Source organism: Streptomyces sp. NPDC001093 (assembly GCF_040298985.1).
GTDB lineage: Bacteria > Actinomycetota > Actinomycetes > Streptomycetales > Streptomycetaceae > Streptomyces.
Genome location: NZ_JBEPBF010000016.1, coordinates 67,316 through 90,141, shown reverse-complemented (window position 1 = coordinate 90,141; position 22,826 = coordinate 67,316). Strand labels below are relative to the sequence as shown.

Annotated in this window: 24 protein-coding genes; 15 read left to right on the top strand and 9 right to left on the bottom strand. The window is 72.0% G+C overall.

The genetic code is table 11. From position 1 onward, the window contains the following. From ABT288_RS11160 to cobC, 3 genes are read left to right on the top strand one after another with little or no spacing between them, the layout of a single operon-like run. Complete coding sequence (locus tag ABT288_RS11160; RefSeq protein WP_351605198.1) at positions 1–588, top strand: precorrin-8X methylmutase; 588 nt, start codon at positions 1–3, stop codon at positions 586–588. Further along, positions 585–1,511 (top strand): sirohydrochlorin chelatase, encoded by a 927-nt coding sequence (locus ABT288_RS11155; RefSeq protein WP_351605143.1) that lies wholly within the window; start codon positions 585–587, stop codon positions 1,509–1,511. The genes ABT288_RS11160 and ABT288_RS11155 overlap by 4 nt, the downstream gene beginning before the upstream one ends. Further along, positions 1,501–2,556 carry an Rv2231c family histidinol phosphate aminotransferase CobC gene (cobC, locus tag ABT288_RS11150; protein WP_351605141.1) on the top strand — a complete coding sequence of 352 codons (1,056 nt, stop codon included), beginning with the start codon at positions 1,501–1,503 and terminating at the stop codon, positions 2,554–2,556. The genes ABT288_RS11155 and cobC overlap by 11 nt, the downstream gene beginning before the upstream one ends. Positions 2,557–2,629: 73 nt before the next feature. On the opposite strand, the gene ABT288_RS11145 is transcribed toward cobC, so the two are convergent. The 5 genes from ABT288_RS11145 to ABT288_RS11125 form a co-directional block, all read right to left on the bottom strand. After that, positions 2,630–3,532 carry an SCO1860 family LAETG-anchored protein gene (locus ABT288_RS11145; protein WP_351605138.1) on the bottom strand — a complete coding sequence of 301 codons (903 nt, stop codon included), beginning with the start codon at positions 3,530–3,532 and terminating at the stop codon, positions 2,630–2,632. Between the two features lie 159 nt (positions 3,533–3,691). Beyond that, positions 3,692–4,783: an amidohydrolase family protein gene (locus tag ABT288_RS11140; RefSeq protein ID WP_351605135.1), complete on the bottom strand. Its 1,092-nt coding sequence runs from the start codon at positions 4,781–4,783 to the stop codon at positions 3,692–3,694. An 18-nt stretch (positions 4,784–4,801) separates the two neighbouring features. Next, positions 4,802–5,596, bottom strand: a complete 795-nt coding sequence (locus ABT288_RS11135) for an amino acid ABC transporter ATP-binding protein (RefSeq protein WP_351605132.1) — start codon at positions 5,594–5,596, stop codon at positions 4,802–4,804. Then, positions 5,593–6,426, bottom strand: a complete 834-nt coding sequence (locus ABT288_RS11130; RefSeq protein WP_351605129.1) for an amino acid ABC transporter permease — start codon at positions 6,424–6,426, stop codon at positions 5,593–5,595. Before ABT288_RS11130 ends, ABT288_RS11135 begins: the two co-directional genes overlap by 4 nt. Next, positions 6,423–7,271: a transporter substrate-binding domain-containing protein gene (locus ABT288_RS11125; protein WP_351605127.1), complete on the bottom strand. Its 849-nt coding sequence runs from the start codon at positions 7,269–7,271 to the stop codon at positions 6,423–6,425. Before ABT288_RS11125 ends, ABT288_RS11130 begins: the two co-directional genes overlap by 4 nt. A 151-nt stretch (positions 7,272–7,422) precedes the next feature. On the opposite strand from ABT288_RS11125, the gene ABT288_RS11120 reads away from it, so the two are divergent. From ABT288_RS11120 to thpD, 6 genes are all read left to right on the top strand, one after another. Continuing rightward, positions 7,423–8,466, top strand: coding sequence for a pyridoxal-phosphate-dependent aminotransferase family protein (locus ABT288_RS11120; RefSeq protein ID WP_351605124.1), 1,044 nt, complete (start codon positions 7,423–7,425; stop codon positions 8,464–8,466). Between the two features lie 96 nt (positions 8,467–8,562). Beyond that, positions 8,563–9,099: a DinB family protein gene (locus tag ABT288_RS11115; RefSeq protein ID WP_351605121.1), complete on the top strand. Its 537-nt coding sequence runs from the start codon at positions 8,563–8,565 to the stop codon at positions 9,097–9,099. Positions 9,100–9,361: 262 nt separating this feature from the next. After that, positions 9,362–9,880: a diaminobutyrate acetyltransferase gene (gene ectA / locus ABT288_RS11110; protein ID WP_351605119.1), complete on the top strand. Its 519-nt coding sequence runs from the start codon at positions 9,362–9,364 to the stop codon at positions 9,878–9,880. 13 nt (positions 9,881–9,893) lie between these two features. Further along, positions 9,894–11,165, top strand: a complete 1,272-nt coding sequence (gene ectB / locus ABT288_RS11105) for a diaminobutyrate--2-oxoglutarate transaminase (protein ID WP_351605117.1) — start codon at positions 9,894–9,896, stop codon at positions 11,163–11,165. Positions 11,166–11,196: 31 nt separating this feature from the next. Then, on the top strand, positions 11,197–11,601 hold the full coding sequence (locus tag ABT288_RS11100; RefSeq protein WP_351605114.1) for an ectoine synthase: 405 nt from the start codon (positions 11,197–11,199) through the stop codon (positions 11,599–11,601). 6 nt (positions 11,602–11,607) lie between these two features. Then, positions 11,608–12,501, top strand: a complete 894-nt coding sequence (gene thpD / locus ABT288_RS11095) for an ectoine hydroxylase (protein WP_351605112.1) — start codon at positions 11,608–11,610, stop codon at positions 12,499–12,501. 159 nt (positions 12,502–12,660) lie between these two features. Here the strand turns inward: thpD and ABT288_RS11090 are convergent, their stop codons facing one another. The 4 genes from ABT288_RS11090 to ABT288_RS11075 all read right to left on the bottom strand — a co-directional run bounded on the left by ABT288_RS11090 (position 12,661) and on the right by ABT288_RS11075 (position 16,916). After that, on the bottom strand, positions 12,661–13,767 hold the full coding sequence (locus tag ABT288_RS11090; protein WP_351605109.1) for an aminotransferase class V-fold PLP-dependent enzyme: 1,107 nt from the start codon (positions 13,765–13,767) through the stop codon (positions 12,661–12,663). Between the two features lie 59 nt (positions 13,768–13,826). Next, the gene (locus tag ABT288_RS11085; protein WP_351605106.1) at positions 13,827–14,555 is read right to left on the bottom strand and encodes a DsbA family oxidoreductase; all 729 of its coding nucleotides are present in this window, start codon (positions 14,553–14,555) and stop codon (positions 13,827–13,829) included. A 181-nt stretch (positions 14,556–14,736) separates the two neighbouring features. Beyond that, the gene (locus ABT288_RS11080; protein WP_351605103.1) at positions 14,737–15,345 is read right to left on the bottom strand and encodes a DUF1349 domain-containing protein; all 609 of its coding nucleotides are present in this window, start codon (positions 15,343–15,345) and stop codon (positions 14,737–14,739) included. Between the two features lie 41 nt (positions 15,346–15,386). Continuing rightward, on the bottom strand, positions 15,387–16,916 hold the full coding sequence (locus tag ABT288_RS11075) for an aldehyde dehydrogenase (NADP(+)) (RefSeq protein ID WP_351605100.1): 1,530 nt from the start codon (positions 16,914–16,916) through the stop codon (positions 15,387–15,389). Positions 16,917–17,047: 131 nt separating this feature from the next. Between ABT288_RS11075 and ABT288_RS11070 the strand changes: the two genes are divergently transcribed. The 6 genes from ABT288_RS11070 to ABT288_RS11045 all read left to right on the top strand — a co-directional run bounded on the left by ABT288_RS11070 (position 17,048) and on the right by ABT288_RS11045 (position 22,814). Beyond that, positions 17,048–17,818 carry an IclR family transcriptional regulator gene (locus tag ABT288_RS11070; RefSeq protein WP_351605098.1) on the top strand — a complete coding sequence of 257 codons (771 nt, stop codon included), beginning with the start codon at positions 17,048–17,050 and terminating at the stop codon, positions 17,816–17,818. Positions 17,819–17,869: 51 nt separating this feature from the next. Next, positions 17,870–18,340, top strand: a complete 471-nt coding sequence (locus ABT288_RS11065) for a GNAT family N-acetyltransferase (protein WP_351605095.1) — start codon at positions 17,870–17,872, stop codon at positions 18,338–18,340. 78 nt (positions 18,341–18,418) lie between these two features. Continuing rightward, entirely contained in the window at positions 18,419–19,363 is a 945-nt protein-coding gene (locus ABT288_RS11060; RefSeq protein WP_351605092.1) for a hypothetical protein, read from the top strand. Beyond that, entirely contained in the window at positions 19,360–20,649 is a 1,290-nt protein-coding gene (locus ABT288_RS11055) for a sensor histidine kinase (protein ID WP_351605089.1), read from the top strand. The genes ABT288_RS11060 and ABT288_RS11055 overlap by 4 nt, the downstream gene beginning before the upstream one ends. Further along, a complete protein-coding gene (locus ABT288_RS11050) occupies positions 20,646–21,305 on the top strand; it encodes a response regulator transcription factor (RefSeq protein ID WP_351605086.1) in 660 nt (219 codons plus the stop codon). Before ABT288_RS11055 ends, ABT288_RS11050 begins: the two co-directional genes overlap by 4 nt. Positions 21,306–21,359: 54 nt before the next feature. After that, positions 21,360–22,814: a peptidoglycan D,D-transpeptidase FtsI family protein gene (locus ABT288_RS11045; RefSeq protein ID WP_351605084.1), complete on the top strand. Its 1,455-nt coding sequence runs from the start codon at positions 21,360–21,362 to the stop codon at positions 22,812–22,814. The last annotated feature ends 12 nt before the right edge of the window (positions 22,815–22,826 follow it).

Sequence of the window (22,826 nt, the reverse complement as noted above, 5' to 3'; positions counted from 1 at the left end):
ATGGCCCGTGTGGTCCATCCGATCGAGCAGGAGTCCTTCCGGCGGCTGCGCGCCCGCCTGGACACCTCGCACTTCCCGCCGCTGACCCGGGCGGTGGTGGAGCGGGTCGTCCACTCCGCCGCCGACCCGGAGTACGCGACCGATCTCGTCATGGACGAAGGCGACCTGGTGACGGCGCATGCCACGCTGCACGCCGGGGCGCCGGTCGTCGTGGACGTGGAGATGGTCGCGGCCGGCATCACCCGCCGGGAGACGGTCTGCCGGCTCAAGGACGCCGAGTCCGGCCCGGGACTGACCCGTTCGGCCCATGCGATCCGGCTCGCCTACGAGCAGGTCGGGCCCGGCGCCCTGTGGGTGATCGGCTGTGCGCCGACCGCCCTGGAGGAGCTGCTCGCCCTGGACGCCTCCCCCGCGCTCGTCATCGGCCTGCCCGTGGGTTTCGTCGGCGCCGCCGAGTCCAAGGCCGCGCTGCGGGAGAGCGGGCTGCCCGCCGTGAGCAACGTGTCCGAGAAGGGCGGCTCGGCGGTCGCCGCCGCCGCGCTCAACGCCCTGCTGTACCACCCCGTTTCGTCTGAGGAGACCTCGTGACCACCCCGCCCGCCCTGCTCATCGCCGGACACGGCACCCGTGACGACGCCGGCGCCGAGGCGTTCCGCGACTTCGTGCGGCAGCTGCAGCTCCGCTCCGACATGCCGGTCGCGGGCGGCTTCATCGAGCTGTCCGCGCCGCCGCTGGGCGAGGCCGTCGCCGCACTGGTGGCGCGGGGGGTACGGCGGTTCGCCACCGTGCCGCTGATGCTGGTGTCCGCCGGGCACGCCAAGGGTGACATCCCGGCCGCACTGGCCCGCGAGAAGGAACGGCACCCGGGCATCTCGTACACCTACGGCCGTCCGCTGGGCCCGCACCCGGCGCTGCTGAGCGTGCTGGAGCGGCGGCTGGACGAGGCGCTGGGTTCCTCCGGGCGGAGCACCGGGGACCGGGCCGATGTGACCGTGCTGCTGGTGGGCCGCGGCTCCACCGACCCCGACGCCAACGCCGAGGTGCACAAGGCGGCGCGGCTGCTGTGGGAGGGCCGCGGGTACGCCGGGGTGGAGACGGCGTTCGTGTCGCTGGCGGCGCCGGACGTGCCGAGCGGGCTGGACCGGTGCGCGGCGCTGGGGGCGCGGCGGATCGTCGTACTCCCCTACTTCCTGTTCACCGGGATCCTGCCGGACCGGGTGCGGCAGCAGACCGAGGGATGGGCGGCCGCGCACCCGGAGATCGAGGTGCGGTCGGCCGATGTCATCGGGCCCGAGCCGGAGCTGCTGGACCTGGTGACGGAGCGGTACGAGGAGGCCGTCAAGGGCGACCTGCGCATGAACTGCGACTCGTGCGTGTACCGGATCGCGCTGCCGGGCTTCGAGGACAAGGTGGGGCTGCCGCAGCAGCCGCACTACCACCCGGACGACGACGGCCACGACGGGCACGGGCATCACCATCACGGGGGGCACTCGCACAGCCATGCGCACTGAGGGCACGGGACCGGATCTGCGTCATCACGGGGACGCCGAGGTGCGGGACGACGGGGCCGCGCTGGTCGACCTCGCCGTCAACGTCCGCGCGGACACGCCCCCTGCGTGGCTGCGGGAGGAGATCGCGGGCTCGCTGGCGTCCCTCGCGGCCTACCCGGACGGGCGGGCCGCGCGCGCGGCGGTGGCGGCGCGGCACGGGCTGCCGGTGGAACGGGTGCTGCTGACGGCGGGCGCGGCGGAGGCGTTCGTGCTGCTCGCCCGCGCGCTGAAGGTACGGCAACCGGTCGTCGTGCACCCGCAGTTCACCGAGCCGGAGGCGGCGCTCAGGGACGCGGGGCACACCGTGGAGCGGGTGCTGCTGCGGGAGGAGGACGGGTTCCGGCTGGATCCGGCGGCGGTGCCGGAGGATGCCGATCTCGTGGTGATCGGGAATCCGACCAATCCGACGTCCGTGCTGCATCCGGCGGAGGCGATCGCCCGACTCGCCCGGCCGGGGCGGGTGCTGGTGGTGGACGAGGCGTTCATGGACGCGGTGCCGGGCGAGCGGGAGACGCTGGCCGGGCGGACCGATGTGCCGGGGCTGGTCGTGCTGCGCAGCCTCACCAAGACGTGGGGGCTGGCCGGGCTGCGCATCGGGTATGTGCTGGCTCCCGCGGAGATCGTCGCCGAGCTGGAGCGGGCTCAGCCGTTGTGGCCGGTGTCGACGCCGGCGCTGGCCGCGGCCGAGGCGTGTGTCGCGCCGCGGGCACTGGCGGAGGCGGGGCACGCGGCGCATCGCATCGCGGCGGACCGGGCGCACCTGGTGGCGGGGCTGACGGCGTTCGCCGACCGGGGTGTGCGGGTGGTGCAGCCTGCGGAAGGGCCGTTCCTGCTGGTCCGTGTGCCGGGCGCTGCGGTGGTACGGCACCGGCTGCGTGAGCTTGGCCATGCGGTGCGGCGGGGGGACACGTTTCCGGGGCTCGGGGAGGAGTGGCTGCGGGTGGCCGTGCGGGACCGGGTGACCGTGAACGGCTTCCTGAAGGCACTGTCGGCGGCGCTTCCGTAGCCGGACCCCGCCAGGGGGCTCCGCTCCCTGCCCGGCGTGACGGCCGAGCGGGGAGCGGCACAGGGACGTCGCGTCAGCTCCTGCGGCGCCGGGCCACCGTCACCGCTCCCGCGCCGACCAGCACCAGTGCCAGCGCGCCGCCCGCGATGTACGGGGTCGCGGAGCCGCCGCCGGTCTCCGCGAGGTCCTGTCTGGCTCCCTGGGGCTTCACGTCGGCGGCCGGGTCGTGGCTCGGGACCGGGTGCCCGGTGGGCGGGGCCGTCGGGGACTCGCAGGTCGCTTTGGCCAGGCTGACGGTGCCCTCGACGTCGGCGACGTTGAGCTTCAACGGGTTGACGGAGACCCTGAGTTCGAGGGCGGTGGCGGCGGCCGTGCGGGTCGTGGTGCTGCGCCGGGCGAGGTCGAGGCGGACCTCGCCGACGCCGGGCACCCTGACCTCGGTCGGGCCGCCGGCGGTGAGGGTGACGCGCTTGCCGAGGACGGTGACGGCGCCGAGGACGTTCGCGTCGGCGGCCGGTGCCTTGCCGACCTCGCAGGTCGCCCTGGCGGTGACCGCGCCGACCTCGATCAGGGACAGCAGGGGCAGGCCGGGGACGTGCAGCCTGGCGTGGACGAGCCGGACCGAGCCCTCGGCGCGCTCGGCGGTCACGGTGGCCCTCGCCGAGGCGACGTCCGCGCCGAGCACCGTGAACGGCTTGCCGCCGGCCACACCGTCGAGCCGGGCGGACAGCGCGGTCCTGTCGGCGCTCTGCGGCGCCCGGACCTCGTTGAGGGAGACCGCGAGCGGGACGTCGACGGTCTTGTCGAGCAGGGACACGTCGAGCCCGGTGCGCAGGACGACGGCGGAGGCGCGACCGTGGTCGGTGGTCGCGTGCGCGGCGCCCGCGCCCAGGACCGCGGGACCGGCGGCCAGGGCGGTGACCGTCGCCACGGTGGCGAGACGGCGTGCGGGCATACGGAAGTCGTTGCTGTTCAAGGTGGTGGGACCCCCAGTGGGAACATGCTTGGGACCCGTCAACCTTGTACACACTGCGGGTGAACGGTCAGCGATCCCGGGTCACTTCACTCAAACGTGGATATGACGCACGCCGATTCGAATCACCGGGCACAGTCGTTCCCGTACGCCCCGGTGCGGCTACTCGAGCACGATCCCGTTCAGCACCACCCGGCGCGGCGCCGCCAGCACCCGTACGTCCGCGCGCGGGTCGCTCTCGTAGACCACCAGGTCGGCCGGCGCGCCCTCCTCCAGGCCGGGGCGGCCGAGCCAGGCGCGGGCGCCCCAGCTGGTCGCGGACAGGGCCTGGACCGGCGGGATGCCCGCGGTGACCAGCTCGGCGACCTCCTCCGCGACCAGGCCGTGGGCCAGCGAGCCGCCGGCGTCCGTGCCGACGAACACCGGGATGCCGGCGTCGTAGGCGCCGCGCACGGTGTCGTAGCGGCGCTCGTGCAGTCGGCGCATGTGCGCGGACCAGCGCGGGAACCTGGTGTCGCCGCCGGCCGCGAGCCGCGGGAAGGTGGCGATGTTGACGAGGGTGGGGACGATCGCGACCCCGCGCTCGGCGAACAGCGGGATCAGGTCGTCGGTCAGGCCGGTCGCGTGCTCGATGCAGTCGATGCCCGACTCGACCAGGTCGCGCAGGGAGCTCCCGGCGAAGCAGTGCGCGGTGACGCGGGCGCCGAGCCGGTGGGCCTCGGCGATGGCCGCCTCCACCGCCCCGCGCGGCCAGCAGGGGGCGAGGTCGCCGAGGTCGCGGTCGATCCAGTCGCCGACCAGCTTGACCCAGCCGTCGCCGCGCCGGGCCTCCTGGGCGACGTACGCGACCAGGTCGTCCGGCTCGACCTCCCAGGCGAAGTTGCGGATGTAGCGGCGGGTGCGGGCGATGTGCCGGCCGGCCCGGATGATCTTCGGCAGGTCCTCGCGGTCGTCGACCCAGCGGGTGTCGGAGGGCGAGCCGGCGTCCCGGATCAGCAGGGTGCCGGCCTCCCGGTCGGTGAGTGCCTGCTTCTCGGCGGTGGCGGCGTCGACCGGGCCCTCCGCACCGAGGCCCACATGGCAGTGCGCGTCGACCAGGCCGGGCAGCGCCCAGCCCTCGACGGTCCGGACGTCCCGGGCCCCGGCGGGGCGGTCGTACGACACCCGGCCCCCGACCACCCACAGCTCGTCGCGGACGTCCTCGGGTCCGACGAGGACCCTCCCCTTCACGTGCAGCACGGCGCCATCGCTCATGTACTGCACCTTAATGAGCTACTGCCCGGGCCTGCCCACCTGGTCCGAGGTCTCCTCCTCGACCTCGGCCATCGCCGGGTCGAGCAGGCGGGAGAGGAAGTGGCGGGTGCGCTCGTGCCGCGGGTCTCCGATGACCTGCTCGGGGCTGCCGTCCTCGACGATCACGCCGCCGTCCATGAAGACGACCCGGTCGGCGACCTCGCGGGCGAAGGTCATCTCGTGGGTGACGACCATCATGGTCATGCCCTCGCGGGCGAGCATGCGCATGACGGCGAGGACGTCGCCGACCAGTTCCGGGTCGAGGGCGGACGTCGGCTCGTCGAAGAGCATGACCTCCGGGCCCATCGCCAGCGCCCGGGCGATCGCCACGCGCTGCTGCTGGCCGCCGGAGAGGGAGGAGGGGTAGGCCTCCGCCTTCTCGGCCAGGCCGACCCGGGCCAGGTTCTCGGCGGCGATCCGCGCGGCCGTCGCCCTGTCCCGCCCGAGCACCCGGCGCTGCGGGAGGGTGAGGTTCTCGGTGACGCTGAGGTGCGGGAACAGGTTGAACTGCTGGAAGACCATGCCGATCCGGCGGCGTACGGCGTCGATGTCGACGTCGGGGTCCGTCAGCTCGGTGCCGCCGACGAAGACCTGGCCCTCGGTGGGTTCCTCCAGCAGGTTCACGCAGCGCAGGAGGGTCGACTTGCCGGAGCCGGAGGGGCCGATGACGCAGACGACCTCGCCCCGGCCGATCTCCAGGTCGATGCCCTTGAGCACCTGGTTGTCGCCGAAGGACTTGTGCAGGTCCTGGACGCGGATCTCGGGGCGGGTCACTTGATCTCCTTCTGGGCCCTGGCCTCCAGACGCCGGGCGACGAAGCCGAGCGGGATGGTGACCAGCAGGTAACACAGGCCCGCGACCAGGATCGGCGTGGAGTTGGCGGTCGTACTGGCCAGGTCCCGGCCGAACTTGGACAGCTCGCGCTCCTCCAGGGTCACACCGAGCAGCAGCACCAGGGAGGAGTCCTTGAAGAGCATGATCAGCTCGTTGGTGAGCGGCGGGAGGATGATCCGGAACGCCTGCGGGATGATGATGGAGATCATGGCCTTCGCGGGCGAGAAGCCCAGCGAACGCGCCGCCTCCAGCTGCCCCTTGGGCACCGCCTGGATGCCGGCGCGGAACGTCTCCGCCATGTAGGCGGCACCGATGAGTCCGAGGCCGAGGGCGCCCTTGCCGTAGGTGCCGCCGGGGATCTCCGTACCCGGGAAGGCCAGCGGGACGGCCACCGCGATGAAGACGAAGATCAGCAGGGCGGGCAGGCCGCGGAAGATCTCGATGTAGATGCCGGCCACCCAGCGGTACGGCCCCACGGAGGACAGCCGCATCAGCGCGATGACCAGGCCCAGCACCAGACCGAGGACGAAGCCGGACACCGTGAACAGAACGGTGTTCTTCAGCGCCAGCGTGATGACGTCCGGCCACATCTGCTTCGCGATGCCGCCCTGGGCGAACTGGTTCTGCAGCCGGCCCCAGTCCGCCGAGACCGCGATGGCGATCACGGCGGCGACGAAGACGGCGTACTGGGTGCCGCGCGACAGCCGACGCTTCTGACGTCGCGTCAGCCCCTTCTTCTTCGGCTGGAGTCGTACGTCCGTATCGGTCATGAGGCGGCGGGAGAGGCCACGGAGGCGTTGTACGGGCCGATCCACTGCTCGTAGATCTTCTTGTAGGTGCCGTCGGCCTTTGCCTCCTTCAGGGCCTTGTCGATGGCCTCGCGCAGCGCCGTGTTGCCCTTCTTGACCGTGAAGCCGTACTGCTCGCCGGTCTTGAGGTTGTCGACGACCTTGAACTTGTCCGCGTTGGCCTTGTCCTTCAGCCAGCCCTGGACGACCGGGTAGTCGATGACGACGGCCTGGACCTGGCCGGTGCGCAGGCCGTTGAGGACCGCGTCGGAGGAGTCGAAGGAGATCGGGTCGTAGCCCTTGCCCTTGACGTAGTCCTCGCCGGTGGTCTGCGCCTGGGCGCCGAGCTTCTCACCCTTGGCCTTGACGTCGGCGAGGGAGTTGATGCCGCTGTTCCTGCCGACGAGGACGGCCTGGGTGGCCTCGAAGTACGGGTCGGAGAAGTCGACGTTCTTCTTGCGCTCGGGCGTGATCGTCATGCCGGCGGCGGCCAGGTCGCACTGGCCGGAGTTCAGGAAGGCGCCGGTCTTGAAGTTCTCGAACGGCGTGTCGACGATCTGCTGCTTGACGCCGAGGTTCTTGGCGACGAGGTCGATGAGGGAGACGTCGAAACCCTGCACCTTGCCGTTGATCTCCGACTGGAACGGCGGGTAGGGCAGGTGGGTGCAGGTGGTCAGCTGACCGGCCTTGACGAGGTGGACCCCCTTGACGGTGGCACCGCCGCTCCCCCCGCCGTTCGAGGAGCAGCCGGCCACGACGAGGACCAGCCCGGCGGTCGCGGTGGTGGCAGCCAGGAGGCGGGTCCGGCGTCCGAGGAGCGTTTTCATGGGGGGATCTTCTCTGTGGGGGAACCGTGGGTTCTGATTATAAGGAAGAGTTTGAGTCTCTCAAATCAAACCGATGGTTACGACGGCGTTGGACCTAAGATCGGTGGAGTTACCCCCGGACCTTGACCCCGAGAACGAAGAGAGCGCGGCCGTGACCCACCCGTTCCTGGACCTGCCCCCGCTGAGCGCCGAGCGCTTCGCCGCCATCGAGGACGGGGTCGCGCGGCTGCTGGGCACCCGGCAGGACGTGCTGGTCACGCAGGGCGAGGCACTGCTGCCGCTGGAGGGCGCGATCCGCGCGGCGGCCGGTCCGGGCACGGTGGCCCTGAACGTGATCACGGGCCCCTACGGGCAGACCTTCGGCAACTGGCTCCGGGACGCGGGTGCGACGGTGTACGACCTCTCCGTGCCCTTCCACACGGCGGTGACCGCCGACCAGGTCCGGGAGGCGTTCGCCGAGCACCCGGAGATCGACTTCGTGTCGCTGGTGCACGCGGAGGCGGCGACCGGCAACACCAACCCGGTCGCGGCGATCGGCGAGGCGGTCCGGGAGCAGGGTGCGCTGTTCTACCTGGACGCGGTCGCCTCCGTGGGCGCGGAGCCGGTGCTGCCGGACGCGTGGGGTGTGGACCTGTGCGTGATCGGCGCGCAGAAGGCGATGGGCGGCCCGGCGGGTGTGTCGGCGATCTCGGTGAGCGAGCGCGCGTGGGCCCGGATGGCGGCCAACCCCTACGCGCCGCGCCGCTCCTACCTGTCCCTGCTCGACTGGAAGGAGCACTGGCTCGACGCCGGCCGCACGGCGCTGCCGCACGCTCCGGCGCAGCTGGAGATGCTGGCGCTTCAGGCGTGTCTGGAGCGGATCGAGTCGGTGGGGCTGGACGCGGTGATGGACCGTCACCGCAGCGCCGCGCTCACCGCGCGGGCCGGTGCGGTTGCCCTGGGCGCGGGCCTTGAGCCCTATGTGTACGAGGCCGCGGAAGCGGCGCCGGTGGCCACGACCCTCCGGGTGCCGTCGGGGGTGGTGGCGTCGGAGGTGGTGGCCCGGGCGCTGGCGAGTGACCCCTCGCTGCCGCTGGCCGCGGGTGGGGGCGCGCTGGCCGGGGAGATGATCCGGGTGAACCATTACGGGGCGGATGCTTCGCCGGAAACCGTGCAGAGGTGCCTGGCGGCGCTCGGGGCGGCGCTCGGGCGCTGACACGACCGAGGCCGTCGCACCCTCTTTGCCGGTGCCGGTGCCGGTGCCGGGGCCGGTGCCGGGGCCGGTGTCAGTGGCCCGTGCCATCCTCACCGCATGACCCACAACACACCCCAGGCTCCCCACACGCTCCCCGACGGCCGCCCCATCCCCCTCCTGACCGGCCCCGAGCACCCCATGCTGGAGAGCTGGCTGGACTTTCACCGGGCCACGCTGGAGCTGAAGTGCCGGGGGCTGGACGACACGCAGGTGCGGAAGGCCTCGGCCGAGCCTTCGTCGCTGACGCTGCTCGGGCTTGTGCAGCATCTCGCCGAAGTCGAACGGAACTGGTTCCAGCGGGTGTTGGCCGGTCTGGACGTGCCGCCGGTGTTCGAGGAGGCGACGGGGTACGCCCTCGATCCCCGGCGGGGGCTGGAAGAGGCGCTGGGCGCGTGGCGCCGGGAGGTCGCGCGCGGCCGGGAGCTGCTCGCCGGGCGGGACCTGGAGGACACCGGGCGGATCGTGGACGAGCCGATGACCGGCGTCGAGGTCAGTGTGCGCTGGGTGCTGGTCCACCTCATCGAGGAGTACGCCCGGCACAACGGGCACGCCGACATTCTGCGTGAACGAATCGACGGGGTCACCGGAGCCTGAATTCATTATTCAGTTTGGTTTCACAATTTCTGCCAATTCTCCCGGTGGTAGCTTCCCGTCTTCTTCTGCCCGCTTTTTGCAAGCCTAAACGGGGAAGTTTCCTAGCGGTTTTTTGACGGTTTCAAGGGTGTGACACACTCCACAGTGCGGCACATTTGTCCCGATTTGATGCGGGTCAATTAGGGCATTTCACCGCGCCCTCTGTGCGGCACAGCGACAGCGGCCGTGCATTTCCTAATTCGCCTCGCTAAATTCGTGCCGCATGACTGCCGCACCCGCAGACCTGATCGTCGACCAGCCGGCGGTGACGGACGGAGCCACGCTCTGGCGTCTCGCCAAGGACTCGAAAACCCTCGACCTGAACTCTTCGTACAGCTATCTGCTGTGGTGCCGGGATTTCGCCGGCACCTCGGCGGTGGCGCGCGGTGCGGACGGGGAGCCGGTCGGTTTCGTCACCGGCTATGTGCGGCCGGAGCGCCCCCGCACGCTGCTCGTCTGGCAGGTGGCCGTCGACTCCGCCCACCGGGGTCTCGGCATCGCGGCCGCGCTGCTGGACGGGCTGACCGCCCGGCTCGCCGCCGAGCGCGGCATCACCGACGTGGAGACCACCATCACCCCGGGCAACACCGCCTCCGAGCGGCTGTTCACCTCGTTCGCCGCCCGGCACGGGGCGCGTCTGGAGCGCGAGGTGCTGTTCCCCGCCGAGCTGTTCCCGGACGGCCCGCACGATCCCGAAGTCCTCTACCGCATCGGCCCGTTGACCGACACCACCGCCCACTGAGGAGCGATTCACCGTGACCATCACCCAGCCCGACCTCAGCGTCTTCGAGACCCTCGAGTCCGAGGTGCGCAGCTACTGCCGCGGCTGGCCCACGGTCTTCGACCGCGCGCAGGGCAGCCGGATGTTCGACGAGGACGGTCATGCCTACCTCGACTTCTTCGCCGGCGCCGGCTCACTCAACTACGGCCACAACAACCCGGTGCTCAAACGGGCGTTGATCGACTATCTGTCCCGGGACGGGGTGACCCACGGCCTGGACATGTCGACCACGGCCAAGCGGTCCTTCCTGCAGACCTTCCAGGATCTGGTGCTGCGCCCGCGCGACCTGCCGTACAAGGTCATGTTCCCGGGGCCGACCGGCACCAACGCCGTGGAGTCGGCGCTGAAGCTGGCCCGGAAGGTGAAGGGGCGCGAGGCGATCGTGTCGTTCACCAACGCCTTCCACGGGATGTCCCTGGGCTCCCTCGCCGTCACCGGCAACGCCTTCAAGCGGGCCGGCGCCGGGATCCCGCTGGTGCACGGCACGCCGATGCCGTTCGACAACTACTTCGACGGCACGGTGCCGGACTTCCTGTGGTTCGAGCGGCTGCTGGAGGACCAGGGCTCCGGGCTCAACAAGCCCGCCGCGGTGATCGTGGAGACCGTGCAGGGCGAGGGCGGCATCAACGTGGCCCGGCCCGAGTGGCTGCGGGCGCTGAAGGAGCTGTGCGAGCGGCAGGACATGCTGCTGATCGTCGACGACATCCAGATGGGGTGCGGGCGGACGGGTGCCTTCTTCTCGTTCGAGGAGGCCGGGATCACGCCCGACATCGTCACCGTCTCCAAGTCGATCAGCGGCTACGGGCTGCCGATGTCGCTGTGCCTGTTCAAGCCGGAGCTGGACGTCTGGGAGCCGGGCGAGCACAACGGCACCTTCCGGGGCAACAACCCCGCGTTCGTCACCGCCACCGCGGCCCTGGAGGCGTACTGGACCGACGGCTCGGCCATGGAGAAGCAGACCTGCGCCCGCGGCGAGCAGGTCGAGCAGGCGCTGATCGCCATCACCGAGGAGAACCTCGCCGACGTGAAGGAGTACCGCGGGCGCGGCCTGGTGTGGGGCATGGAGTTCCGCGACAAGGGCCGGGCGGCGCGGATCGCGCGGCGGGCCTTCGAACTCGGGCTGCTCATCGAGACGTCCGGCCCGGAGGGGGAGGTCGTCAAGCTGCTGCCCGCCCTCACCATCACGCCCGACGAGCTGGACGAGGGCCTGAGCGTCCTCGCCCGTGCCGTCCGCGAAACCGTCTGAACCGCAAGCCGACCAGGAGGAAAGCACCACCGTGATCGTCCGATCGTTCAAGGACATCGAAGGCACCGACCGGCACGTCAAGGCGAAGTCCGGTACCTGGGAGAGCAAGCGGATCGTCCTCGCCAAGGAGCGGGTCGGCTTCTCCCTGCACGAGACCATCCTGTACGCCGGCACCGAGACGTCGATGTGGTACGCCAACCACATCGAGGCCGTCGTCTGCACCAAGGGCGAGGCCGAACTCACCGACCACGAGGCCGGGACGACGTACACCATCACGCCCGGCACCATGTACCTCCTCGACGGGCACGAGCGGCACACGCTGCGCGTCAAGGAGGACTTCCACTGCATCTGCGTGTTCAACCCGCCGGTGACCGGACGGGAGGACCACGACGAGGACGGCGTCTACCCGCTGCTCACCGAGCCCGAGGAGGTGTGAGAACCCATGACCACCGCACCCGTGAAGGATCTCTACCCGACCCGCGGCACCACCGAGGTGTCCGTCCCGCGCCAGGACCCGGTCGTCTGGGGCTCCCCGGACACCCCGGGCCCGATCTCCGCGGCCGGCCTGCAGGGGTTCGAGCGTGACGGCTTCCTCGCCGTCGACCAGCTGATCACCCCGGACGAGGTCGAGGTCTACAAGCGCGAGCTGGACCGGCTGGTCGGCGACCCGGCGATCCGCGCCGACGAGCGCTCCATCGTGGAGCCGAAGTCGAAGGAGATCCGCTCGGTCTTCGAGGTGCACAGGATCAGCGAGGCGTTCGCGAACCTCGTGCGCGATCCGCGGGTGGTCGGGCGCGCCCGGCAGATCCTCGGCTCGGACGTGTACGTCCACCAGTCCCGGATCAACGTCAAGCCCGGTTTCGGCGCGAGCGGCTTCTACTGGCACTCGGACTTCGAGACCTGGCACGCCGAGGACGGGCTGCCGAACATGCGCACGGTGTCCGTCTCGATCGCGCTGACCGAGAACTTCGACACCAACGGCGGCCTGATGATCATGCCGGGCTCGCACCGGACGTTCCTGGGCTGCGCCGGCGCCACGCCCAAGGACAACTACAAGAAGTCGCTGCAGATGCAGGACGCGGGCACGCCCTCGGACGAGGCGCTGACCGCGCTGGCCGGCGAGCACGGCATCCGCCTGTTCACCGGTAAGGCCGGCTCGGCGACCTGGTTCGACTGCAACTGCATGCACGGCTCGGGCGACAACATCACGCCGTTCCCGCGCAGCAACGTCTTCATCGTGTTCAACAGCGTGGAGAACAAGGCGGTCGAGCCGTTCGCGGCTCCGGTGCGACGGCCCACGTTCATTGGAGCAAGGGACTTCACTCCCGTCCGGTGAGCGGAGACCGGCCGGGGTCCGGGGGTTGTCTTGTCCCCCGGAGAATGCAGCATCGGGGCGCGGGACTTCACGCCGGTGAAGGTGAAGTAGTCGCCGGACGTACGGCTCCGGGCCGGGGCCTCCTCGTGTGGGACGGGGGGCTCCGGCCCGGTCATGTCGTCAGCCGGACAGCACGTCCAGCAGGCGGTCCACGTCCGCTTCCGTGTTGTAGAGGTGGAAGGAGGCGCGCAGGTTACCGGCGCGGTCGGAGACCTCGATGCCCGCGCGGCTCAACTCCGGCTGGCGCGCGCCCAGTCCGGGCACGGAGACGATGGCCGAGCCGGGGGCGGGCAGCGGTTCGTGGCCGAGCGAGGCGAGTCCGGTGCGGAACCGGTCGGCCAGCGCCAGGTCGTGCGCCTGTACGGCGGCCACGCCCAGCTCCTCGATCAGGGCGAGCGACCGCGCCACCCCGGTGTAGGTGAACAGAGCGGGGCTGACGTCGAACCGCCGTGCGGAGTGGGCGAGTTCGGTCACCGGGCCGTAGCAGCTGTTCCAGGGTTCCTCGGCCGCGACCCAGCCCGCCAGCAGCGGGGACAGCCCGCCGAAGTCCTCGGGGACGACGAGGAAGGCCGCCCCGTGCGGGCCGAGCAGCCACTTGAAGGTGGTGGAGACGGTGAAGTCGTGGGCGTCGGCCTCCATCGGCAGCCAGCCGGCGGCCTGGGAGAAGTCGACGTAGGTGCGCGCACCGTGCGCGCGGGCCGCCTCGCGCAGGGCGGGCAGGCCGGCGATCCGCCCGTCGGCGGACTGGGCGGCGCTGACCGCGACCAGGGCGGTGCCCGGGCGGACCGACTCGGCGAGCCGTTCCAGCGGCACCGCGCGCACCTTGAGGTCGCCGCGCGCGTGGAACGGGTTGAGTACGGACGTGAAGTCGTCCTCGGCGGTGAGGACTTCGGCGCCCGCGGGCAGCGAGGCGGCGATCAGCCCGGTCTGGGCGGAGACCGACGGGCCCGCCGCGACCCGGGTGACCGGCACTCCGGCCAGCCGGGCGAACGCGGCCCGGGCGACCTCCACGTCGTCGAACAGCGGGTCCAGTGGCCGGCCCTCGGCCCGGATGGCCACCGCCTCGCGCAGCGCGGCGACCGTACGGGCCGGGAGCAGGCCGCTGCTCGCGGTGTTCAGGTAGGTGTTCTTCGGGGCGAACTCGGCGCGGACGAGGTGGTCGAACGTCTCCGTGGTCTCCGTGTTCCTCATGGGTCCACTCTGCGGCCCCGGGAAGTCCCCGTCCATTGCGAATTTTTCCGCGGATCGCCAAGGGACTCCTTATACGTCCGCCCCGACCTGCGGTTTCAGCCCTGCTGCGGCACCGCGCACCCGTCGGGCCCGCAGGCTGCCCCCTCCCCCTGGTCCCCCTGCTCGACCGGCTTCAGCGGGGAGCGCTCGCCCCAGGCCTGGGTCAGCGCCCGGGTGAAGACCTCGGCCGGCTGGGCGCCGGAGACGCCGTACGTGCGGTCGAGGACGAAGAAGGGCACGCCGGTCGCGCCGAGCTCTGCGGCCTCGCGCTCGTCGGCGCGGACGTCGTCGGCGTAGCGGGACGGGTCGGCGAGCACGGCGCGGACGGCCTCGGCGTCGAGACCGGCCGCCACGGCCAGCTCGACGAGCCGCTCGTCTCCCTCGGTGAACACGGACCGCTCCTCGGCGAAGTTCGCCCGGTACAGGATCTGGATCAGCTCGTCCTGCCGGCCCCGCTCCTTGGCGAAGTGCAGCAGGCGGTGCATGTCGAAGGTGTTGCCGTGGTCGCGGCCCCGGGTGCGGTAGTCCAGGCCCTCGGCGGCGGCCTGGGCACCGAGGTTGTCCTCGCCGGCCTCGGCCTGCGCCTCGCTCATGCCGTACTTCCTGGTCAGCATGGTGATCACCGGCTGGACGTCCCCCTTGGCGCGGCCCGGGTCCAGCTCGAAGGAGCGGTGCACGACCTCGACGTCCTCGCGGTGCGGGAAGGCAGCGAGCGCCTTCTCGAAGCGGGCCTTGCCCACGTAGCACCAGGGGCAGGCGATGTCGCTCCAGATCTCGACGCGCATGTCTTCGGCTCTCTCCAGGTCGTACGGGCGCGGAGGCTCTCTCCGCCCGGTACGTGAACGTTCAAACAGCCCCGTTTCATTCCCGGGCCGGAACCCGGCCCTGGCAGCCGTGGAAGGCGGGGGCCCGCCGGTGGTCACACGGCTGGGCCTTGCGAAGCCCTGCTCGTCCCGGCCTTCGCCCTCAGCTTCCGTCTCGCAGGTCGCTCGGCCAGGACGTCCTGAACTCGATGTGGTCGTAGGTGACCACGCACCCCTCCCCCAGCGGCGACTGGGTCATGAAGCCGACCAGCGCGTCACCGGTCTGCTCCTCGTCGCCGAGGGTGAACAGCCGGACGAAGGTCCAGCGCTCGCCGTCCCGGGAGGCGTGGAAGGCGAGGGCCCGCCCGGTCCGGCTGACCCGCAGCCACACCGAACTCCCCTCCACCGTGAAGGAGTTGGCGTCGTCGGAGTGTCCCCGGGTGACCACCGTGCAGACGGTGGGCACGTCCGGGGAGTACTCCAGACAGAGCTTGGCCCAGGCCCGGTCGCCGACATGGACGTACAGCACGCCGGCGTCGAAGGAGGCGTTGAACCCGACGGTGACCCGGGCGATCAGCTGGAAGTCCCCTTCCGGCGCCCCCAGCAGCCGGGGCGCGTCGGAGGCGGGGTCCAGGGCTTCCCCGGTGGGCGTGACGAAGCGGTCCTGCCGGGGTCCCGCCCATCCGGTGAGCACGCCGTCCTCATGAACCCAGTGTCCGTCGGGCCCGTACGTCCGGAGAGGGAAGGGCAGTTCGGGGATTTTCAGGTCCATGGGGCGAGTCTCCCAGGTTCTCGTTTCTCTCGTGCCCGTGTTCAGCGTTCCAGGCGCCCGTCGAACCGCCGGGGAAGGCCGAGGGGGTTGTCGTCCTTCAGCTCGTCCGGCAGCAGGGCCGCGGGCGCGTTCTGGTACACCACCGGCCGCAGCCACCGCTCGATGGCCGTACCGCCCACCGAGGTGGACGTGGAGGTGGTCGCGGGGTACGGCCCCCCGTGGTGCTGGGCCGGCGCCACCGCCACGCCCGTCGGCCAGCCGTTCACCAGGACACGCCCGGCCAGCGGGGTCAGCTCGGCCAGGAGCTCCGCGCCCCGGCCCCCGCCGGCGGCCTCCTGCGAGGACAGCTGGACCGTGGCCGTCAGGTTGCCCGGGAGGCGGGACAGCACGGCCGCGGCCTCGCCCTCGTCCTCGTACCGCACCACCACGGTGACCGGGCCGAAGCACTCCTCCAGGAGCAGGTCGTACGCCCCCTCCTCGGCCAGCCTGGCCGCCGGCACCGTCAGGAACCCGGCGCTGACCGTGTGCTCGCCGCCCGCGCCCGGGGTGACCGGGGAGTCGACCCCGGGGAGCTGCGCGCGCTCGGCCACCCCCGCGATGAAGTTGTCCCGCATCCGGTGGTCCAGCAGCACGCCCGCCTCGGTGTCGCTCACCGCGGCCGTCAGGGCCTTCACCAGGCCGTCGCCCGCCGCGCCGGACGGCACCAGCACCAGACCGGGCTTCACGCAGAACTGTCCGACACCCAGCGTCATCGACCCGGCGAGCCCGGTGCCGATCTCCTCGGCGCGCTCGGCGGCGGCGGCCTCGGTCACCAGGACCGGGTTCAGCGAGCCCAGCTCGCCGTGGAACGGGATCGGGACGGGACGGGCGGCGGCCGCGTCGAAGAGGGCACGTCCGCCCCGTACCGAACCGGTGAAGCCCGCCGCGGCGACCAGCGGGTGCCGGATCAGCTCGACGCCCGCCTCGAAGCCGTGCACGAGACCGACGACGCCTTCGGGGATGCCGTGCTCGGCCGCGGCCCGGCGCAGCACCTTGGCGACCAGCTCGGACAGGGCCGGGTGGTCGGGGTGGGCCTTGACCACGACCGGGCAGCCCGCGGCGAGCGCGCTCGCGGTGTCGCCGCCGGCGACGGAGAAGGCGAAGGGGAAGTTGGAGGCGGAGTAGACGGCGACGACGCCGAGCGGCACCTTGTAGCGGCGCAGGTCCGGGACGGGCGGGGTCGCCGTGTCGTCGGGGTGGTCGATGACGACGTCGAGGAAGGCGCCCTCGTCGACGATGCCGGCGAAGGCCCGCAGCTGGTAGCCGGTGCGGGCGAGTTCGCCGGTCAGCCGGACCGGGCCGAGAGCGGTCTCGGCGTCGGCGGTCTCGACCAGACCGTCCCTGGCCGCCTCCAGGCCCGCGGCGGCCGAGCGCAGGAAGGCGGAGCGCACCGCGCGGTCGGCGAGGGCGCCGCGTGCGGCGTGGGCCGCCCGGACCGCCGCGTCCACCTCCTGGGCTGTAGCCTCCACCGCAACCTGTTCACGCTGCTTCCCGGTACGCGGGTCGACACTCCAGACTGGTGCTGCTGCCACCGCGGGTCCCTCCAGTAAGGCCGCAAGAAGTAGGGTCACCGATCAGCCGCGTTCGATATACTGAACACTGTCTCTGATGATGAATACGCTGCTCGGAGACTATTTCCCGGCGATTGAAGGGGTCAAGGGCGATGTCGGCAGGCGAGACGGGCGGGGCGCAGGTCAAGTCCGCGGTACGAACCGTTGAATTGCTCGAGTACTTCGCCGGCAAGCCCGGCATGCACTCCCTCGCGGCCGTCCAGGAGGCCGTCGGGTATCCCAAGTCCAGCCTGTACATGCTGCTGCGCACGCTCGTGGAGCTGGGCTGGGTGGAGACCGACGCGACGGGCACGCGGTACGGCATCGGGGTGCGGGCGCTGCTGGTGGGCACCTCCTACATCGACGGCGACGAGGTCGTGGCCGCCGCCCGCCCGACCCTGGACCGGCTCTCCGACGACACCACGGAGACCATCCACCTGGCCCGGCTCGACGGCACCAACGTCGTCTATCTGGCCACCCGCCAGTCCCAGCACTATCTGCGCCCCTTCACCCGGGTCGGGCGCCGGCTGCCGGCCCACTCCACCTCCCTCGGCAAGGCGATCCTCGCCACCTACACCGACGAGCAGGTGCGCAAGCTGCTGCCGGAGACCCTGCCGGCGCTGACCGAGAACACCCTCACCGACCGGGAGAAGCTCATCGAGGAGCTGCACCAGGTGCGGGAGCAGGGCTTCGCGGTCGACCGCGAGGAGAACACGCTGGGCCTGCGCTGCTTCGGCGTGGCGATCCCCTACCGCACCCCGGCCCGGGACGCGATCAGCTGCTCGGTGCCGGTGGCCCGGCTGACCCCCGCCCACGAGCAGATGATCAAGGACGCGCTGTTCGACGCCCGCGACCGGCTGGCCCTGGCGACGCGCAGGCTCTGAGCGCGGGGAGGTCGCGGGCCCGGCGGCCGTGCCGTCGTAGGGTCGGGTCCCATGGAGATCGCGCTCAGGGCCGTGGAGGACGGTGACCTGCCGGTGTTCTACCGGCAGATGACCGACCCGGAGGCCGTCCGGATGGCCGCGTTCGGCCCGGAGAACCCCTACGACCAGGAGGCCTTCGCGGCCTACTGGCGGCGTGTGCGCGACTCCGCCCACGTGCTGCGCACGGTCCTGGCCGACGGCGAGGTGGCCGGCAGCGCGGCGGTCTACGGGGTGGCCGGCGAGCGCGAGGTGACGTACTGGATCGACCGTGCCTACTGGGGCCGCGGTGTCGCCACGGCGGCGCTGCGGGGCCTGCTGACCGAGGTGCCCGAACGGCCGCTGTACGCGCGGGCGGCGGCCGACAACGCCGCGTCGCTGCGGGTGCTGCACAAGTGCGGCTTCCGCGAGACGGCCCGGGCCCGCGGGTACGCGAACGGGCGGGGCCGGGAGATCGAGGAGGTCGTGCTCGTCCTGGACGACTGAGTTCCTCCCCCGTGCGGCGGAGACGGATCGTCGGGCGGCAGGAGGTGAACACCCCTGTTCACGCGGGAGCGTTGAGCCATGACGATCTCAACCGCTCCTGTCCCCGCCGGTGTCTCCGCCGGGCGGCGCTCGCTCCGGCTCGTCGCCGTCGCCGCCTGCCTGCCCTACCTGTCCCTCAAGCTCGCCTGGATCGCCGGGAGCCACCTCGGCATCCCGGACGGCAGCCCGTTGCTGAAGCACCGGCTCACCATGATCCTCGCCAACGGTCTCACCGTCCTGATGGACGCGGCCGTGGTGGTGCTGGCGCTGCTGCTGACCCGCCCGTGGGGGCGGCGGGTGCCGGCCTGGCTGCTCGCGGTGCCGATGTGGCTCGCCGTGGGACTCCTCGCGCCCATCATGGTGGGCTTCCCGCTGCAACTCGTCCTCCACGGCACCGGCGGCGGGGGCGGCGGCCCGGCCGGCAAGCCGTTCCTCGACGACTGGGTCTTCGGGGTGGTGTACGGCGGGTTCATCGTGCAGGGGCTGGCGCTGGGGGCGCTGTTCACCGGGTACGCCCGCGAGCGCTGGGGGCATCTGTGGCGGGGGCGGATGCGGGAGCTGCCGGCCGGGGGCGCGGGACGTCCGCAGCGGCGGACGGCCCTCGCGGCGGCGCTGATCGCGCTGGTCCCGGCCGCGGTGCGGCTGCTGCGGGCCTGCGGGGCGGCCGCACCGGACGGCAGCGGCGACCGGCCCATGCAGTGCGTCTACGTCCTCTTCCTCGCCGCGGCCGTCACCGGAGCCTGGCAGCTGGCCTTTGGCCGGGGCGGTGCGCTGCCGGTCGCCGTACCGCTCGCGTCGGCCTGGATCGGCTCGGGGGCGGTGGCCTGCTGGGGCGGATGGATGTCGCTGGCGGTGCTGGTGACGGGCGACAGCCCGGCGCCGCTGACCGGCCTCGCCTACGCTGGGCAGATGATCACCGGCTTCCTCGTGGCGGGCGTCATGGCCCGCTTCCTCACGGTCCGGCCCGTCAAGGCGCCGCAGTGACAAGGGCGTTGGTCCTGCTCCTCGGCGGGCGGGCGCGGCGCCGCTGGATCCATCTGATCCTCGGCGGTGCGCTCGCCATGCCGTACGTCCTCGTCGGCTCGGTGATCGTCGGGCCGCTCACCGGCGTGGACGACGTCTTCCGGTCCCTGCCGCTCCAACTCGGCTCGTTCGCCGTCGGGTTGCCGATCGCCACCGTCACGGCGCTGTTCCCGCTGACCCGGCCGCTGGAGTCGGCGGCGGTGAGAGCCCTGTGCGGGATCGACGCGGACTCGCTCGCCCACGGCCCGGCCAGGACGCGGTCCGAACGGGCCCGTACGGCGGCCTGGTTCACGCTGCACCTCGGCTTCGGCGGCATCATCGCCGGCATGTCGCTGGCCGTGCCGCCGTTCGCGGTGCTGCTGATGGTCCTGCCCCTGTTCGCAGGGCTCCGCCACTCCCCGCCGGCTCCGCCCGAAGTGTTCGACCACACCTGGGCGTTGGCGCTCGCCCCGGTCGCGGGCCTGGCCACGCTGCTCGCCCTCGCCGCCTGCGCCGCCGGCTGCGGGGCCCTGCTGGCCCGCTGGGCGCCCGTGCTGCTCGGGCCCACCCCTCAGGACCGGCTGGCAGCCGCCGAGGCCCGCGCCGCCGACCTCGCCGTGCGCAACCGGCTCGCCCGCGAGCTGCACGACAGCGTCGGTCACGCCCTGAGCGCCGTCACCCTCCAGGCGAGCGCCGCCCGCCGGCTCCTCGACAGCGACCCGGGGTTCGTCCGCGAGGCCCTCGCCGCCATCGAGGAGACCACCCGGCGCACGGTCGGCGAACTCGACGCCGTACTCGGCGTGCTGCGGGACGGGGACGCGCCGGGCACCGCGCCCGCGCCGACCCTGGAGAGCGACCTGGACGGGCTGCTGCGCCGGACCCGGGCCGCCGGGCAGCCGGTGACGGCCACCGTCGGCACCGACCTCGCCGCGCTGGCGCCGCTGGTCTCCCGGGAGGCGTACCGGATCGTGCAGGAGGGCCTGAGCAACGCGCTGAAACACGCCGGTGCGCCCGTCGCCGTCCGCATCACCGCCGCCGCCGGGCAGCTGGAGATCACCGTCGAGAACCCCCTGGGCGCCGCCCGGGCTCCCCGCCCCGGCGGCGGCCACGGCCTACGGGGCATCGCCGACCGGGTGCGGCTGCTCGGCGGCACGGCTGAGGCGGGACCGTCGGCGGACACCTGGCGCCTGTCCGTACGACTGCCCCTGACCACGCCCATGACGCCACCCGGCCCGCCGACCCGACAGCTCCCGAAGGGAACCGCATGACCCGGCCCGCCATCCGGCTCGTCCTCGCCGACGACGAGCGCATGGTCCGCACCGCCCTGCGCGCCATCCTCTCCGCCGAACCGGACCTGGAGGTGGCCGGCGAGGCCACGACCGGTGCCGAGGCCGTCTCCGTGGTCCGGGAACTGCGGCCCGACGTCGTGCTCATGGACGTCCGCATGCCGGAGATCGACGGCATCCGGGCCACCGAGCAGCTCGTCGCCACCATGCCGGAGCCGCCGCGGATCCTGGTCGTGACCACCTTCGAGAACGACTCCTACGTCTACGACGCCCTGCGCGCCGGAGCCGCCGGCTTCCTGCTGAAGCGGTCCGATGCCGACGCCCTGGTGCAGGCGGTACGGCTGGTCGCGCGCACCGACAGCCTGCTGTTCCCGTCGGCCGTCCGGGCGCTCGCGGCCGAACACGGACGCAGGACCGCCCCGCCCGCGCCCTGGGTGAGCAAGCTCACCGCACGCGAACGCGACGTGCTGCGGCACATGGCCGACGGACTGACCAACGCCGAGATCGCCCGGCGGCTGGAGGTGGGCCCCGCCACCGTGAAGTCGCACGTCGCGGCGGTGCTGGCCAAGACGGGCACCCGGGACCGCACACAGGCGGTGATCGCCGCCTACGAGGCCGGTTTCCTGAACGCGGGATGAGAAAACGGGACGTACGGGAACGATCAACCCCTTCCCGATCGTCTTCGGAGCGGGATGAACAAGACGATCAGGCGGGCGTCCGTCTTCTCGCTGCTGCTCGTGCTCGCTCTGCTGGTCAGGGCGACATGGGTGCAGTTCTACGACGGCAAGGCCCTCGCGGACGACAACGACAACCGGCGCAACGCGATCCAGACGTACTCGCGGCCGCTCGGGAACATCATCGTGGCCGGGAACGCGATCACCGGCTCCACGCGGACCAGGGGGAGCGACCTCGCGTACAAGCGGACGTACACGGACGGCAGGCTCTACGCGGCGGTGACGGGCTACGCCTCGCAGGCCTACGCCCCCACGCAGCTGGAGGGCATCTACAAGGACCTGCTCGACGGCACGGACAACCGGCTGAAGACCGTGCTGGACTCGGTCACCGGCAAGCGCGCCGACCCGGGAAACGTGCTCACCACGATCGACCCGGACGTGCAGAAGGCGGCCTACCGCGCGCTCGGCGGCAAGAAGGGCGGCGCCGTCGCGATCGACCCGAAGACCGGCAAGATCCTCGCGGCGGTGTCCACGCCGTCGTACGACCCCTCCTCGCTCACCGACGCCAACACGGCCGGGGGCGCCTGGAAGCAGCTCAACGCGGACAAGGACAAGCCGCTCACCAACCGCGCGCTGCGCCAGCCGCTGCCACCGGGCTCGACGTTCAAGCTGGTCGTGGCGGCGGCCGCGCTGGAGGACGGGCTGTACAAGAACGTGGACGTTCCGACCGACAGCCCCGACCCGTACACCCCGCCCGGCACGACGCACGTGCTGGAGAACGAGAACAAGTCGGCGCCGTGCAGGAACGCCCCCATCCGCGTCGCCCTGCAGTACTCCTGCAACAACGTCTTCGGCCACATGGCCGTCCAGCTCGGGCAGGACAAGGTGAGGGCCATGGCCGGGAAGTTCGGCTTCAACAACGACAAGCAGGACGTGCCGGTGCGGGCCTACGCCAGCGTGTACCCCTCCGGCATGGACCAGGCACAGACCGCGCTGTCCGGTATCGGACAGTTCGATGTCACCGCGACCCCGCTGCAGATGGCCATGGTGTCCGCGGCCATAGCCAACGGCGGCAAGCTGGTCTCGCCGCATATGGTGTCGCAGATCACCGACAGCGGCGGTGATGTGTTGCAGAACTACGACGACAGCGCGGACAGCAAGGAGATCGTCTCCGCCTCCACCGCCGAACAGCTCCAGTCGGCGATGGAGACGGTGGTCAAGGACGGCACCGGCACGAACGCCCTGGTCGACGGTGCCACCGTCGGCGGCAAGACCGGCACCGCCCAGCACGGCGAGAACAACAGCAAGACGCCTTACGCCTGGTTCACGTCCTTCGCCAAGTCCGACAGCAGCGGCAAGGAGGTGGCCGTCGCCGTGATGGTGGAGCAGTCGGACGCGGCGAGGTCGGAAGTGAGCGGCAACGGTCTGGCGGCGCCGGTGGCGAAGGCGATGATGCAAGCGGCGCTGAAGTGAGCGTCGGCGCCC

What these genes read in the sequence shown, in the direction of transcription:
- ABT288_RS11160 (WP_351605198.1), top strand. Translation starts at nt 1, where the DNA reads ATGGCCCGTGTGGTCCATCCGATCGAGCAGGAGTCCTTCCGGCGGCTG.
- cobC (WP_351605141.1), top strand. Translation starts at nt 1,501, where the DNA reads ATGCGCACTGAGGGCACGGGACCGGATCTGCGTCATCACGGGGACGCC.
- ABT288_RS11140 (WP_351605135.1), bottom strand. Translation starts at nt 4,783, where the DNA reads ATGAGCGATGGCGCCGTGCTGCACGTGAAGGGGAGGGTCCTCGTCGGA.
- ABT288_RS11130 (WP_351605129.1), bottom strand. Translation starts at nt 6,426, where the DNA reads ATGACCGATACGGACGTACGACTCCAGCCGAAGAAGAAGGGGCTGACG.
- ABT288_RS11125 (WP_351605127.1), bottom strand. Translation starts at nt 7,271, where the DNA reads ATGAAAACGCTCCTCGGACGCCGGACCCGCCTCCTGGCTGCCACCACC.
- ABT288_RS11115 (WP_351605121.1), top strand. Translation starts at nt 8,563, where the DNA reads ATGACCCACAACACACCCCAGGCTCCCCACACGCTCCCCGACGGCCGC.
- ectA (WP_351605119.1), top strand. Translation starts at nt 9,362, where the DNA reads ATGACTGCCGCACCCGCAGACCTGATCGTCGACCAGCCGGCGGTGACG.
- thpD (WP_351605112.1), top strand. Translation starts at nt 11,608, where the DNA reads ATGACCACCGCACCCGTGAAGGATCTCTACCCGACCCGCGGCACCACC.
- ABT288_RS11090 (WP_351605109.1), bottom strand. Translation starts at nt 13,767, where the DNA reads ATGGACGGGGACTTCCCGGGGCCGCAGAGTGGACCCATGAGGAACACG.
- ABT288_RS11085 (WP_351605106.1), bottom strand. Translation starts at nt 14,555, where the DNA reads ATGCGCGTCGAGATCTGGAGCGACATCGCCTGCCCCTGGTGCTACGTG.
- ABT288_RS11080 (WP_351605103.1), bottom strand. Translation starts at nt 15,345, where the DNA reads ATGGACCTGAAAATCCCCGAACTGCCCTTCCCTCTCCGGACGTACGGG.
- ABT288_RS11070 (WP_351605098.1), top strand. Translation starts at nt 17,048, where the DNA reads ATGTCGGCAGGCGAGACGGGCGGGGCGCAGGTCAAGTCCGCGGTACGA.
- ABT288_RS11065 (WP_351605095.1), top strand. Translation starts at nt 17,870, where the DNA reads ATGGAGATCGCGCTCAGGGCCGTGGAGGACGGTGACCTGCCGGTGTTC.
- ABT288_RS11060 (WP_351605092.1), top strand. Translation starts at nt 18,419, where the DNA reads ATGACGATCTCAACCGCTCCTGTCCCCGCCGGTGTCTCCGCCGGGCGG.
- ABT288_RS11050 (WP_351605086.1), top strand. Translation starts at nt 20,646, where the DNA reads ATGACCCGGCCCGCCATCCGGCTCGTCCTCGCCGACGACGAGCGCATG.
- ABT288_RS11045 (WP_351605084.1), top strand. Translation starts at nt 21,360, where the DNA reads ATGAACAAGACGATCAGGCGGGCGTCCGTCTTCTCGCTGCTGCTCGTG.